Source organism: Kribbella sp. NPDC023972 (assembly GCF_040639075.1).
In the GTDB taxonomy this organism is placed as follows: domain Bacteria; phylum Actinomycetota; class Actinomycetes; order Propionibacteriales; family Kribbellaceae; genus Kribbella.
This window is the reverse complement of sequence record NZ_JBEZZH010000014.1, coordinates 68,071-82,848: the sequence shown is the minus strand read 5'-3', so window position 1 is coordinate 82,848 and position 14,778 is coordinate 68,071. Positions and strand designations below refer to the sequence as shown.

The window sequence follows — 14,778 nt, the reverse complement described above, 5'->3', positions numbered from 1 at the left end:
GATGAGCCTGAGGTCGTCGCTCGTCATCCCGCGCCTACTGCGCGGCACTCGGCACGGCATCTCGCCGCACTGGCGCAAAGGCCACGATGCTCCGCATCGAGACCTTCGCTCCAGCACGCCGAGCTACCGCGCCGAGCACCTGCTCGCGACGGCGCGGGATGACGAGCGACGACCTACACAGGTCGCGTTCCTCCTGGTGCCGAAGTTGCACCTGCTGGATCTGGCCGGGCCGGCGCAGGTCTTCTCGACCGCGAACGACCTCGGCTGCGGCTACCGGCTGAGCTACGTGGCCGAGACCGACGAGATCCTGACCGCGCAGGGCGTCCCGGTGAAGGCGCGGCTGGACTGGCCCGACCTCGGTCCCGGCGACCTGATCGTCGTACCGGGGTGGAGGTCGCCGCGGTTGTCGCCGGTGCCGCCCATCGGACCGGAGACCAGGCAGCGGCTGCGCACTCATCACGCCGGCGGAGGCTCGGTCGCGAGTGTCTGCTCGGGAGCCGACGCGCTCGGCGCGGCCGGACTGCTCGACGGGCGGCGCTACACCACGCACCACGACCTGACCGCCGAGCTGGCCGCCCGGTACCCGAGGGCGACGATCGTGCGCGATGTCCTCTACGTCGTCGACGATCGGGTGATCACGTCCGCGGGGATCGCCAGCGGGATCGATCTCGCCCTCCACCTGGTCGCGGTCGAGCACGGTGCCGAGGCGGCCGCGCGGGTGGCGCGGGAGATGGTCGTCTACGCGCGGCGGAACGGCGACGAGCTGCAGGAGAGCGCGATGTTGCGGCATCGGGCTCACCTCAGCGATCTCGCGCACCGGGTGCAGGACGTCATCGACGCCCGGTACGCCGACCGGCTGCTGCTGGCCGACCTCGCCCAGCAGATCGGCGTGAGCGAGCGAACCCTGACCCGGATCTTCACCGCGGCCACGGGTTTGACTCCGCTTCGCTACCAGCAACTGCTGCGGCTCGAACGCGCCGAGCACCTGATTGGCCACGGTGCGACGGTCGAGGCCGCCGCGCGGTCGGTCGGGTTCGAGGATGCCCGGATGCTCCGCCGCCTCCGCTCCCGCACCGCCGAACCCGTCGCGGGGTAGGTCTAGGTCCACCCCGGCCGGGGACTCAAGACTCCTGAGTTCCGGCTCTGGTCCGGTCAGGCTCGTCCTGACCGAACCAACGGAGAGGTGGACAGGGTGAGCAGGGGTTCAGTGACTGTACTGAATGCCACGCCTCCGGCGCGGCGGGTCATGGGGCTTTGCTCCCGGCCTTCCCTCGTCGCTCCAGTCGTCCGCTCCTCAGTCCAGGCCTGGAGGCCCCATGACCGTGCGCGTCGCGCGCTGGAGTGCTACCCATCCATGGCGGGCGATCGGCCTCTGGCTGCTGCTCGTCGTCGTCGCAGTCGGGATGTCGGTGGTCATCCCGAAGCAACAGACGCAGAGCAAGGACACCTGGGTCGGCCAGTCCGGCCAGGCGGCGGAACTGATCGAGAAGGCAGGACTCGGCGACCGCCCGACCGAGACAGTCCTGCTGACCGACCCGGACGGAACGCTGGACAAGGCGGCCGCGAGCACGGCGATCGCCCAGCTTCAGCAGAAGCTCAAGGCACTGGACTCGATCCAGTCCGTCGGCCAGCCGGTCTGGTCGGAGAACGGCAAGGCCGCACTCGTCCCGATGGAGCTGAAAGGTACGGCGGACGACGCCTCCGACAACATCGAGAAGATCGTCGCCACCACAGCTGAAGTGCAACAGGCGAACCCCGGCCTGACCATCGCGCAGGCCGGCAGCGCGTCGGTGGATGCGGGAATCTGGAAGCAGGTCGGCTCCGATCTCGCGAAGGCGGAGAAGCTCAGCCTGCCGATCACGTTCGCGCTGATGCTGCTCGCGTTCGGTGCGCTGATCGCGGCCGGGATCCCGGTCCTGCTGGCGTTCTCGGCCGTCGGCGCCGCGCTCGGCTTCTACGCGCCGCTGTCGTACCTGTTCCCGGACGGCGGCTCGGTGGCGAACGTCGTCCTGCTGATCGGGATGGCGGTCGGCGTCGACTACTCGCTCTTCTACCTCAAGCGCGAACGCGAGGAACGCCGCAAGGGTCGCGACACCCTGGCCGCCGTCGAGATCGCCGCGGCCACCTCCGGGCACTCGGTGGTCGTCTCCGGCCTGGCCGTGATCGTCTCGATGGCCGGCCTGTACGTCGCTCAGGACGCGACCTTCGAGTCGATGGCGACGGCAACGATCGTGGTCGTCGCGGTAGCGGTGCTCGGCTCACTGACCGTGCTGCCGGCGCTGCTCGCGAAGCTGGGACATCGGGTCGACCGGCCGCGCGTTCCGCTGCTGTGGCGGCTGAACCGGCGGATCGGACCGGGTGGTATCAGCCGTCGCATCCTGGCTCCGGTACTGCGTTATCCCCGGGCCGCGCTGTCGATCTCCGCGGTCGCCGTGGTGGCCCTCGCCGTACCGGCACTCGGGATGAAGACCGAACCGGCCGATCTGAACACGTTGCCGCAGAGCATCCCCGAGGTGCGCACGCTCAAGGAACTGCAGGCCAGCTTCCCGTCCCAGGGCGGTCTCTCGTACGACGTGGTCGCGCAAGGCGGGGAGGCGGTCGCGGCGTTGGGCCGGCTGCAGGAGTCCGCCGTACAGAGCGGCAAGTTCGTGGTGCCGCCGGGGGAGGCGATCCGGCAGGCGGACGGGACCGCGGTACTGACGTTGGTGTCGGTGCTGCCGGAGAGCAGCAAGAACTCGGAGGTCGCGCTCGACCAGTTGCGGACCGAGCTCGCGCCGGCGGCGTTGGGACCTGTGAGCTGGGCGGTCGGCGGTGAGTCGGCCGAGTCCGTTGACTATGGCAACAATCAGCGGGACAAGCTGCCGTACGTGATCGCGTTCGTGCTGGCGCTGACCCTGGTGATGATGGCGGTGACCTTCCGCAGCGTCGCGATCGCGGTGGTGACCACGCTGCTGAACCTGGCTTCGGTGGCCGCGTGCTTCGGCGTACTGGCGCTGGTGTTCCAGCACTCGTGGGCGGAAGGGTTGCTCGGGTTCACCTCGGCCGGGTTCGTGGTGTCGTGGATCCCGCTGTTCCTGTTCGTGATCCTGGTCGGGTTGTCGATGGACTACCACGTGTTCGTGCTCGGCCGGATCCGCGAAGGCGTCACGGCGGGGTTGGCGCCACGGGAGGCCGTCCGCAAGGGCATCACCGAGTCGGCCGGCGTGGTGACGAGTGCGGCCGCGGTGATGGTCTCGGTCTTCGCCGTCTTCGCCACCCTCGGCATGCTCGAGATGAAGCAGATGGGAGTCGGCCTGGCCGTCGCCGTCCTGATCGACGCCACCCTGGTCCGGATCGTGGTGCTCCCGTCGATCATGGTCCTGCTCGGCCGCAAGGCCTGGTGGCCGAACAAGCTGCCGGCCGCGGCCACACCCGAGGTCCGGGATCGCGAACTCGCGTCGGTCTAGCCCGTTTCCAACCTTTTCGCCGGAACCTGCGTCTCCCGGTCGAACCGACCCACGAGGGGATGGGTGACGGCCGGGATGGTGAGGGGCCGTCCCGGCCGTCGCTCGTGCTAGCTGAGCCTGAAGGCCGCCGTCAGCTTGTTGACGGCGGCACCGAGCTGTCCGGTCAGGAGCAGGTGCTCGGCGTCGGAGGTGAGTTTGGAGGTCGGCTCATCGACGTTCTGGCCGATGCGGTTCTGCGCGATCCATCGGGCGGCGCTCACCACCGCGTCGCCCTCGGCGTGGGAGTCCGCCGTCGTCCGCTCGAGGTACCGAGCAGACTGTGCGAGGGCGGCGAGCGCGATGGTTGCCTGCGGCCCCGACCAGTCCTCGACGCGGAGCGCGACACCGGCAGCGACACCCGCGGCTACCGCGTACGGATCGTGTTTGCGCAGCAGGACGTTGCGAGCCTCCGCCAGCTTCTGCCGGGCCGTCGCCTGCGTGGTCAGACCCCAGCCGTAGGGGTACTGCGGATCGTAGGACGCATCACCGACATTCAACGGCTGCTGGTCTTCCGCGCGCGGCCAGCTGACCGGGAGGCGACCGGTGAAGGGCCGCATGCCGAACAACACGTCCGCGACCCCCGCACCCTCGGTGCCCGGCAACCACGACGCGACCAACGCGTCGATCGTGCCGAGCTGTTCCGCGATCACCTGCGGCCGGCCGGACACGATCAGCACGACGCACTTCATCGCCGCGCACACCTTGTCCACCGCGGCCTTGTCGGCGGCCGACAGCTCCAGGTCATGACCGTTGCCCACGTCACCGATTCCCTCGGCGTACGGGCGTTCGCCGACCACGACCACGCCGACGTCATGACCGTCCACCGGAGCCGACGCGTCCGCGCTGAACGTTGCCGACGGCACCACTTGCCTGATCCCGTCCAGGATCGTCGTACCGGTGGTCGTCGTACCCGAACCGCCCTGCCAGCTGATGCTCCAGCCGCCCAGCTGGTTGCCGAGATCGTTCGCGTTGCTGCCGGCCACGTAGACCTTCGCGGTGGAGGCGAGCGGCAAGAGGTTGCCGTGGTTCTTCAGCAGCACCTGCGACTTGGCCGCGGCCTCCCGTCCGACCGCTCGGTGTGCGGCCGATCCGATCTCGGCGATGCGTGAGGTGTCGGCGTACGGGCGCTCGAACAGCCCGAGCTTGAACTTCTCGGTCAGGATCCGCCGGACCGCGTCGTCGATGCGGCTGACCGGAACCCGGCCGGCGTTGACCTCGTCGGTCAGGCCCTGGGTGAAACCCTGGTAGTTCGTCGGCACCATGATCATGTCGAGGCCGGCGTTGACCGACGTCCGGATGTCACTGGGGTAGTCACCCGGGAGTTGGTCGATCGCCTGCCAGTCGCTGATCACGAACCCGTCGAAGCCCATCCGGTCCTTCAGCACCCCGTTGATCAGCTCGCCGTTCCCGTGCATCTTCACCGGCGCCTGTCCGTCGACGGCGACACTCGAGTACGACGGCATCACCGTGCCGACGCCGAGGTCGACCGAGGTCTGGAACGGCGCGAGGTGCACCTTCTCCAACTGTTCCCGGGTGACTTCGGTGATCCCCTGGTCGATCGTGTAGGAGCCGGTCGTCGATGATCCGAACGTCGTCCCGCCGTCGCCGACGAAGTGTTTCGCCGTCGCCAGCACGCGGTTGTTCTGCTTGAGCTGGCTGCCGTCGGCCTTGCCTTGGAGGCCGGTGATCACGGTCGCCATCGACTGCACCAGCGCCGGATCCTCGCCGTACCCCTCGTAGGTCCGGCCCCAGCGGTCGTCGCGCACCACGCACACGCACGGCGCGAAATCCCAGGGGATGCCGGTCGCGCGCACCTCGCTCGCGGTCACCTCGCCGGTGCGGCGGGCCAGGTCCGGATCGCGGGTCGCGCCGATGCCGATGTTGTGCGGCAGGATCGTCGCACCGACCACGTTGTTGTGCCCGTGGACGGCGTCGACACCGTAGATCAACGGGATCTGCAGCCGGGTCGCCTGCGCGTTCAACTGGAAGGTGTCGATCATCGCGGCCCACGCTGCCGGGGTGTTCGGCGTCGGCACCGAGCCGCCACCGGACAGCAGTGAGCCGAGAGCGTACGTCGCGATGTCGGTGCGGGACCGGAGTGCGTTGCGTTCGGCCTGGGTCATCTGGCCGACCTTCTCGGCCAGCGTCATCCGGGACAGCAGGTCCGCGGCGCGCTTGTTCACCGGGAGCTTGCTGTTGAGGTAGGGCAGGTCGTGCGCGTTGATCACCACGGTCGGCTGGGTCGACGGTGGCTTGGCGCCCGTGACGGTGAGCTCCAGCGGGATCGTCTCGGCGACCTCGGCGGTGTTGTCCTTCGTCGTCATGACGTCGACGACCTGTGCTGCGCCGGACGGCGTACCAGCGGGGAAGGTGATGGATCCGGTCACGGGTGTGTAGTCGTCCGGCGCGGCGCTGCCGGTGCCGGTGCGGTAGGCGACCGTGACAGGCTCCTCGAGTGGCGTGCTGCCGGTGGTCGCGACGGAGATCTTGACCTCGGCGGTGCCGCCTTCCTTCACCGGGTAGACGCCGGCATCGGTGACGACACTGGCCTTCAAAGCCGGGTCGGCCTTGCCGAACACCTCGACCTGGTCGATCGCGAACTCACCCGGCGACCCGGCCGGCATGGTGAAGGCGTAACCCCACATGTGGGTCAGGCTGAGCACCTGGTCGATCCCGCCGACCGGTTGGTAGTCACCGCGGTAGACCAGGTCGCTGAACGGGATCTCGACCAGGTGCCAGCCCTGCCAGTCGTCGGTGAAGGTGGTGTTCCACAGCTCGGAGGCCTCGGCGTTGGTGCCGCCGTCCTTGATCTCGAAGAAGATCCGCTTGCCCGACCCGGGCGGCAGCGGCGCGGTGTTCTGGCCGTACCACCAGAACCGGACGCCCTTGTACGCCGACCAGTCGCCCGGGTTCTGGTCGAACGTCACGTTGTGGGTGAACCCACCCCAGCCGCTGATGTTGTATGTCCCGTGCAGCACCTTCTCGCCGCCCGGTGCGTCGGCCCGCGCCTGCTGCTCCATCGTCGGCGGGTCGTCACCGTCACTGCCCCACCCGAAGATGCCGGGACTCGGCGGCGACGCGAATGGCTCCGCCCCCTCGAACGCGGCCAGCACGATCGGCGCCGGATCATCCGCCGCCTGCGCCGCGGGGAGGAAGCTTGCGATCAGTCCGGCCGCGACGATGACCGCCGTACGACGTCGTGGTCGAAGAACAGGCCACCTGGGCATGGGCGACTCCTAGACTCGGGCGCGGGGCCTCACCCGCGTCTCGGGCCGACTCTCAGCGCTGCCCGGCACCGGGTCAAGACCTCACCGGTTCCGGAACTAGAGCGCTCTCACGCCGTCGGTGATTCAGAAACCGCAGTGGTTCGATTGAGAACGAATTCAGTAGTCACAGCGATGGACCGTGGTGCGGCTCGCCGGAAAGGATGGGGGTATGACTACACGTTTCGGCATTTTCGTTCCGCAGGGCTGGAAGATGGATCTGGCGCAGATCGCGGATCCGATCGATCAGTGGGAGGCGATGACCGCGGTCGCCAAGCGGGCCGACGACCAGTCGTGGGACTCGATCTGGCTGTTCGACCACTTCCACACCGTGCCGGAGCCGAGTGACAACACCACCTTCGAGTGCTGGTCCGCGACCGCGGCGCTGGCCCGCGACACCCAGCGGGTGAACATCGGCCAGATGGTCGGCTGCAACGGATACCGCAACCCGGCGCTGTACGCGAAGATCGCGTCCACCGTTGACGTCGCCAGCCACGGCCGGCTGTACGCCGGGATCGGCGCCGGCTGGTACGAGCACGAGTGGAAGGCGTACGGCTACGAGTGGACCGAGGTGAAGCCGCGGATGGCCGCCTTCCGGGAGGCCACCGAGATCATCTACAAGATGTGGACCGAGGACAAGCCGGTCTACAACGGCAAGTACTACTCGATCAACGAGCCGATCAACGAGCCGAAGGGTGTGCGCAAGCCGCACCCGAGCTTCTGGATCGGCGGCGGCGGCCCGCAGGTCACGCTGAAGCTGGTCGCGGAGTACGGCGACGCCGCGAACATCGGTGGTGGCAACCCCGAGGTGATCAGGGAGAAGTGCGCCATCCTGCGGCAGCACTGCGACAAGCTCGGCCGCGACTACGACGAGATCATCAAGTCGACCAACTTCAACGTGTTCCCGATCGACAAGGGTGACGACCCGCAGCGGGCCACCGAGAAGGCGCTCGGCCCGATGAACCGGGAGAAGTTCGACCGGGACAACCTGATCGCCACCGAGGACGAGATCGCGGTCAAGGTCGAGGCCGCCCTGGAGGCCGGCGCCGACTACGTCAACTTCTACGTCCCGGGTGTCGCCTACGACCTGGACCTGGTCGACCGGATGGAGCAGGTAGCCAAGCGCTTCGCGTAACCCACCTTGAGAACCCACCGATCACTTTTCCGCGCTGGAAATGGCTGGTGGGTTCTCAAGGTCGTGACCAGAACCGGTCATGGCGGGAGTCCGTCACGAAGACCGGTGGACCGGGGCCTAGGGCAACTGTAAGGCTCCCGACGAGGGCCTCGCGTGGGTCGGGGCGTCGGGAGGTATCCCCCTGTGACTACCCGATCGTCACGACTCGCGAAGAGCCTGTTCGCGATGGTGGTCGCCAGTTCCCTGCTGCTGGCGACCACCTCCGCGAACGCCGCCTCCCCGGGCGGTACGGCCACCGAGCGGCCGACACCAGGTGCGAGCACGCACCGGATCACCCTGGTCACGGGTGACGTCGCGGAGCTGACCACCAGTTCGAACGGCCAGGTCTCCGCCCGGCTGACCAGCGACGAGCCGTACTACTTCGGCAACTTCGACGGCGACCTCAGCCTGGTCCCGGCCTCGGCGTACCAGCTGCTCACCGTGGGCCGCCTCGACCAGCGGCTCTTCAACCTCACCGAGCTTGTTGCGCAGGGGTACGACGACGCGAGCAGCGACCGGCTGCCACTCCTCCTCACCGCGCCGTCGACCCTGCGCAACACCCCTCAGGCCCCCACGGCCGCGACCGTCCGCCGTACGCTGCGCAGCGTCGGCAGCACGGCGGTCAGCGTGCGGAAGTCCGAGGCGAAGACCTTCTGGGACAGCGTCAGCGGACCCACGACGTTCAAGAGCAGTCAGCTGAGCAAGATCTGGCTCGACGGCCGCACCCACGCCACCCTCGACCAGTCCACGAAACAGATCGGTGCCCCGACCGCCTGGAAATCCGGGTACGACGGCCGCGGCGTCAAGGTGGCCGTCCTCGACACCGGGTACGACGCCGGCCACCCCGACCTCGCCAAGCAGGTGGTCGCGGCGGAGAGCTTCATCCCTGACCAGCCGGTCCAGGACCTGCACGGCCACGGCACCCACACCGCGTCGATCGTGGCCGGCCTCGGTACGGCGTCCGACGGCAGGCGGAAGGGTGTCGCGCCGGGCGCGGAACTGCTGGTCGGCAAGGTCCTCGACAACCGCGGTAGCGGCCTGGACTCCGAGGCGATCGCCGGGATGGAGTGGGCCGTCCAGCAGGGCGCGAAGGTGATCAGCATGAGTCTCGGCGGCTGGCCGACCGACGGCTCCGACCCGATGAGCCAGGCCGTCGACCAGTTGTCCAAGTCCAGCGGCGCCCTGTTCGTGATCGCGGCCGGCAATTCCGGCGCGGAGGAAACCGTTGGTTCTCCCGGTACGGCGGCCGAGGCGCTGACCGTCGGCGCGGTCGATCGCGACGACCAGCTCGCGAGCTTCTCCAGCCGCGGCCCGCGTCTCGGCGACGGCGCGCTGAAGCCCGAGGTGACCGCGCCCGGCGTCGAGATCGCGGCCGCCCGCGCGGCCGGGACCGAGCAGGGTCACGTGCTCAGCCAGTACTACACGGCGATGAGCGGCACCTCGATGGCGACTCCGCACGTCGCCGGCGCCGCCGCGATCCTGGCCCAGCGCCACCCGGACTGGACCGGGCAGCAACTGAAGGCTGCCCTTGCCGCGACCGCTGTCCCGTCGGCCGCGGCAAGGGCCGATCAGCAGGGTCTCGGCCGGATCGACATCCCGAAGGCACTCGACCCGAAGGTCCTGCCGGACACCGCGAACCTCTTCCTCGGCGACCTGTCCTGGAGCGGGCCCACCGCCCCGGCGCCGGTCACCCGCAAGGTTGCCTATCGCAACAACTCGACCCGGCCGGTCACGCTCGACCTGAGCGTCGGCGCCCAGTCGCCCGCGAAGATCAACGCCGCCCTCACGGTCACCCCGGCGCGCCTCACCATCCCGGCCGGCGGTAGGGCGTCCGCAACCGTCACCCTCGACCTGGCCAAGATCTCGCCGGCCAAGTACTCCGGCGTCCTCACGGCAAGTTCAGGCGGTACGTCGTACCGGACCGGGCTCGGTTTCGCGGCCGGCGGACGACTGCATCAGGTGACGGTGAAGGGCGTCGGCCGCGACGGGCAGCCCGCCACCACGAAGACGGGTGCGAGCGGTGTCCAGCTGTGGAACCAGGACACCGGTGACGTCACCGCGATCGCGTTCGACCAGACCGGCAGCCGGACCCTCGAGGTGCCGACCGGGCGGTACAGCGTGATGGCGTACGCGATGGGCGGCGACGAGGCCGACTGGACCAACTCGGTCACGCTGATGGGCGATCCGGACGAGTGGATCGACCGCGACCGCACCTTCACCTTCGACGCCCGGGCGGCGCACAAGGTGACGGTGAAGACGCCACGGCGAGCCGACGCGCAGTCCGTGGGGGTCGCCTGGCATCGCAAGATCGGTGACCGGGACGCGGTCTCCGGCTGGGCGTTCAACGAGCGCGTCGCCAACGGCGTCTACGTGCAGGAGTTCGGGAAGGTTGCCAACGGCACCTTCCAGGTCGTGCAGCGGTGGGATCTCGCGCAGCCCAGGCTGACCGTCGACGTACAGGGCACGGGGAGCAGCTTCCGGCTGCCTACACCGGACGAGGCGTCGTACCGGACCGTCTTCCTCGGGAACGAGAAGCTGCCGCTGTTCAACGGCGGCGACGGGACGGCGGAGGAGCTGGCCGGGGCGAAGGACAAGGTGGCGCTGGTCCGCTGGCGGTCCCCGGACGAGGTCGAGGGGCAGGTCAAGGCGGCGAAGGATGCCGGTGCCAGAGCGATCTTCATGTACAACGAGCAGCCTGGCTTCTGGTCGACCAGCTCGGATCAGGGCATCCCGTTCTACCTGCTGGGTGCCGAGCAGGGAAGGCGACTGCTCGCCCTGCTGGCCCAGGGCCCGGTGACATTCCAGCTCAACGGTCTGCTCGACAGCACCTACCGGTACGACCTGGCAGTCGGACCGTCCACGGTGAACGGCCCCCTGACGTATGACATCGGGAAGATGCGCCCGGCCGCGGTGACCACGGACTTCCACCGCAACGACGCGTGGCACCTGCACAGGGACCAGCGGATCGCCCACCTGCCCGGCATCAGCACAGGTCTGTCCTCGTCTCGTCTGGTCACCGGCCCGGTCACCCGGATCGACTACCTCGCCACCGACGTCAAGGGCGTCACGTGGGACGAGAAGACGGCGGCAGGGGAGTGGAACGAGTCCGGGATCGAGTACACCGTCGCCCGCGGCTACCGGCCGAACGAGAAGATCACCCGCGGCTGGTGGGAGTCCCTGATGCGTCCGGCCACCCCAGACAACGCCACCGGCAGCGAGTCCGAAGGCCTGCCCGCCGCCCGGTTCGAGAACGCGGTGCGGATCGCGATCCCGCAGTACGTCAGCGGCGACGGTGACATCTACGGCTGGGGCGACCGCGGGGACGTGACGAACCTCGAGCTCAGCAGCAACGGCGTGAAGCTCGGCAGCAAGAACTGGTCCGTCGCACAGTTCGCGGTTCCGGCGAAGGCGGCCTGGTACGACCTGGTCCTGGATCAGAAGCGCGGCCCGAACAGCTGGGCGACCACGTCCACCGCGACCCGCACCGAGTGGCACTTCTTCTCCCAGCCGGCCCGCGGACGGTCAGTGCTGCCGCTCGTCCAGGTCGACTACACGGTCGCCAACGGCTGGCTCGAGCTGAAGCCCGGATACCAGCCGGGTGTCCGCGGGCTGGGGCTGTTCCGGACCACCGCGGAGATCTCGTACGACGGTACGACGTGGCAGCGGTTGCCGCTCGGTCCGCGGGGTCTCGGTGGCGCGGTGGGAGCGCGGATCCCGGTCGCGCCGGGTGCGGCGTCGTACGCGAACATCCGGGTGACGGCGACGGATCTGGTCGGCAACAAGATCAGCCAGACCATCGAGCGGGCCTGGGCCGTAGAACGATAAAGGGCGACGCCACGAAGCCGGGGGGAGGGGCTCCGTGGCGTCGCCAGGGGCGCGCCCAGGGAGGGGTGGGGGTAGGCGCGCCGGTCCGATGGATCAGCTTCCGCCCAGGCCTCCACCCAGGACGCCGAGCAGGCCGAGCGCGGACAGCAGGTTGCGGATGACCTGGTCGACGGCCTTGGTGCCGCCGGTCTGGTAGGCGGTCACGCACTTCTGCAGCTGGTCCTGCGTCGGCTTGGTGATGGTCACCTTCGCCATCTCGGCCTGGCAGTACTGCGTGGCCTTGGTCAGCTCGGCCACCGTACTGCCGGCCGTGCCGACGATCAGGCCGGCGGCGGTCTTCAGGGTCGCGACACCCGGGGTGCTCGGCGTCGACGGTGGCGGCTTGGGGGTCGACGGAACGGTCGGGTCGTCCGCCGGCGGCTTGGTGGTCGGCTTCGGCGTCGGCTTGGTGGTCGACGGCGGGGTCTTGGTCGGGTTGGTGCTCGGCTTGCCGCTCTGCTCCACCGGCGTGGGCGTCGGCTTGGTCGCCCCGGGGTAGGTCGGGAGATCCTGCGCCTGTGGCAGGTTCTCCTCGGCCGGGGCGTCGATGGTCGGGTCGCCGATCTGGTCGCCGGCCCGGTCGATGCCCTGGTCACCGTCCTCGGTCCCGTTGCCGACCGCGATCCAGCTGCCACCGGCGTACGCCTTGGCGATGCTCAGCACCAGGTCGGCGTACTGCTGGGAGTGGTTGTAGCGCAGGACGGCCGAGTTCAGGTCGCTCGCCTTGGACAGGTCGGTCTTGCCGGAGCACAGGTACACCGCGGTCGACATGGCCGCGTCGTCGATGTCCTGCGGGTTCCGCACGCCGTCGCCGTCGCCGTCCACGCCCATCGAGCGCCAGGTGCCGGGGATGAACTGCATCGGGCCGACCGCGCGGTCGAAGGCGCCGTCACCGTCGAACGCACCCGCGTCGGTGTCGGTGATCCGCGCCGTACTGACGCCGTCCAGCCGGGGGCCGAAGATGCCCGGTACGGCGACGCCCTTCGAGTTCAGCGCGTTGCCGCCGAAGCGGCCGTGGTTCGACTCGACGCGACCGATCGCCGCCACCAGCGTCCAGGGCAGGTGGCAGGCCGGGTCGACCTGGGCCATCACCTGCTGGGCCCGTGAGTACGCCTTCAGAGCCAGGGTCGGGATCCCGTTCCGGGACAGTCCCGAGACGACCTGGGTCGGCTGCTCGCCGGGGTCGACACCATGGCCGACCACACCGGGCACCGGCACGTTGGCCGGCTGGGTGATCGGCTTGGCCGGGACCACGACCGGGTCCTTGCCGGACAGTCCCTGTTCCAGCGAGGCCGTGGCAACCGCCGGATCGTCCGTGGCGCTGACGGTGAACGCGCTCGCGAACAACGCCAACGGGACCAGTGGCGCCATCTGCCGCCATCCGCTGCCCGTGGCGCGGCGCTTGCCCTTCGCCATCGATGATCCCCTCCGTGACTCATCGACCTGCCCGGCCCCACGCCGCGGACACGTCATTTCGTCTGTTCGGCTGCCTCGCAGTTGGTCTAACGTCCGCCCCGTGCGTGGGTTACGCGCCGGACGAGACCGTGTACGAGCTGTCACCGGGTACCCATACTGGCGCGTAACAACGCACAAGTGAAGCCCTCGGGGCCCCGATTGGTCCTGCCCGCCCATCTGATCGGCTGGTGCGTCGGGGAGAATGGCCGCCGTGCCCGACCACACAGAACAGTCCGCCGCGCTCTTCGACAGGGCCTCCGCAGTCACCCCGGGCGGGGTCAACTCTCCCGTGCGTGCGTTCCGCGCCGTCGGCGGCGTGCCGCGTTTCATGGCATCGGGTGACCGATGTCACATCACCGACGTCGACGGCAACCGCTACCTCGACCTGGTCTGCTCCTGGGGGCCGATGCTGCTCGGTCATGCCCACCCGGAGGTGACCGCCGCCGTCCAGGCCGCCGTTTCCCGCGGTACGTCGTACGGGACGCCGACCGAGACCGAGGTCCTGCTCGCCGAGGAGATCGTCGCCCGGACGCCGGTGGACAAGGTCCGGCTGGTGTCGTCCGGGACCGAGGCGACCATGTCCGCGCTCCGGCTGGCCCGCGGTTTCACCGGCCGCGCCAAGATCATCAAGTTCGCCGGCTGCTACCACGGCCACGTGGACGCGCTGCTGGCCCAGGCCGGTTCCGGCGTCATCACCCTCGGCATCCCTGGTACGCCGGGGGTCACCGAAGCCATCACGGCGGACACGATCGTGCTGCCGTACAACGACCAGCCCGCCGTCACCGCCGCCTTCGCCGAGTACGGCGACCAGATCGCGGCCGTGATCACCGAGGCCTCGCCGGGCAACATGGGCGTGGTCCCGCCCCGGGACGACTTCAACGCCTTCCTGGCCAGGACGTGCGCGGACAACGGCGCGCTGTTCATCTCGGACGAGGTGATGACCGGCTTCCGGATCACCCGCTCCGGTTGGTACGGCGTGGACGGCGTACAGCCCGACCTGATGACGTTCGGCAAGGTGATGGGCGGTGGGTTCCCCGCGGCCGCGTTCGGCGGACGGGCCGACGTCATGGCACACCTGGCGCCGGAGGGCTCGGTCTACCAGGCGGGCACCCTGTCCGGGAACCCGGTCGCCACCGCGGCCGGCCTGACCACGTTGCGACTGGCAACCGACGAGGTCTACGCCAAGCTCGACGAGACCTCGGCCGCCATCCAGCGGCTGGTCGCCAACGCGCTGGAGAAGGAAGGTGTGCCGCACGTCATCCAGGCGGCCGGGAACCTCTTCAGCGTCTTCTTCGTGGAGTCCTCGGAGGGACCTGTCGAGATCCGGGACTTCGCCGGGGCGAATGCCCAGGTGCTGCCCCGGTTCGCGGCGTTCTTCCATGCCATGCTGGACGCTGGCGTCTACCTGCCGCCGAGTGCGTTCGAGGCCTGGTTCGTCAGCAGTGCGATCGACGACGACGCGCTGGCCGAGCTGGAGTCCGCCCTCGCCCCGGCAGCCCGCGCGGCAGCCGCCGTACAGAACTGAAGGGAACGGCAG

7 protein-coding genes are annotated in these 14,778 nt (G+C 69.3%); 5 read left to right on the top strand and 2 right to left on the bottom strand.

What is annotated here, in order from left to right:
* Position 1 precedes the first annotated feature (1 nt).
* Both AB0F43_RS35595 and AB0F43_RS35590 read left to right on the top strand, forming a co-directional pair.
* Positions 2 to 1,096 (top strand): DJ-1/PfpI family protein, encoded by a 1,095-nt coding sequence (locus AB0F43_RS35595; protein WP_360487390.1) that lies wholly within the window; start codon positions 2 to 4, stop codon positions 1,094 to 1,096.
* Positions 1,097 to 1,316: 220 nt separating this feature from the next.
* Positions 1,317 to 3,446: an MMPL family transporter gene (locus AB0F43_RS35590; RefSeq protein WP_360487387.1), complete on the top strand. Its 2,130-nt coding sequence runs from the start codon at positions 1,317 to 1,319 to the stop codon at positions 3,444 to 3,446.
* Between the two features lie 107 nt (positions 3,447 to 3,553).
* Here AB0F43_RS35590 and AB0F43_RS35585 read toward each other — a convergent pair whose 3' ends face one another.
* Complete coding sequence (locus tag AB0F43_RS35585) at positions 3,554 to 6,712, bottom strand: glycoside hydrolase family 3 N-terminal domain-containing protein (protein ID WP_360487384.1); 3,159 nt, start codon at positions 6,710 to 6,712, stop codon at positions 3,554 to 3,556.
* Between the two features lie 208 nt (positions 6,713 to 6,920).
* On the opposite strand from AB0F43_RS35585, the gene AB0F43_RS35580 reads away from it, so the two are divergent.
* Entirely contained in the window at positions 6,921 to 7,883 is a 963-nt protein-coding gene (locus AB0F43_RS35580) for an LLM class F420-dependent oxidoreductase (protein ID WP_360487381.1), read from the top strand.
* Between the two features lie 183 nt (positions 7,884 to 8,066).
* Positions 8,067 to 11,747, top strand: coding sequence for a S8 family serine peptidase (locus AB0F43_RS35575; RefSeq protein ID WP_360487378.1), 3,681 nt, complete (start codon positions 8,067 to 8,069; stop codon positions 11,745 to 11,747).
* 93 nt (positions 11,748 to 11,840) lie between these two features.
* Here AB0F43_RS35575 and AB0F43_RS35570 read toward each other — a convergent pair whose 3' ends face one another.
* Positions 11,841 to 13,202 (bottom strand): lytic murein transglycosylase, encoded by a 1,362-nt coding sequence (locus tag AB0F43_RS35570; protein WP_360487375.1) that lies wholly within the window; start codon positions 13,200 to 13,202, stop codon positions 11,841 to 11,843.
* Between the two features lie 241 nt (positions 13,203 to 13,443).
* Between AB0F43_RS35570 and hemL the strand changes: the two genes are divergently transcribed.
* Positions 13,444 to 14,766 carry a glutamate-1-semialdehyde 2,1-aminomutase gene (gene hemL / locus AB0F43_RS35565; protein ID WP_360487372.1) on the top strand — a complete coding sequence of 441 codons (1,323 nt, stop codon included), beginning with the start codon at positions 13,444 to 13,446 and terminating at the stop codon, positions 14,764 to 14,766.
* Positions 14,767 to 14,778: the final 12 nt, after the last annotated feature.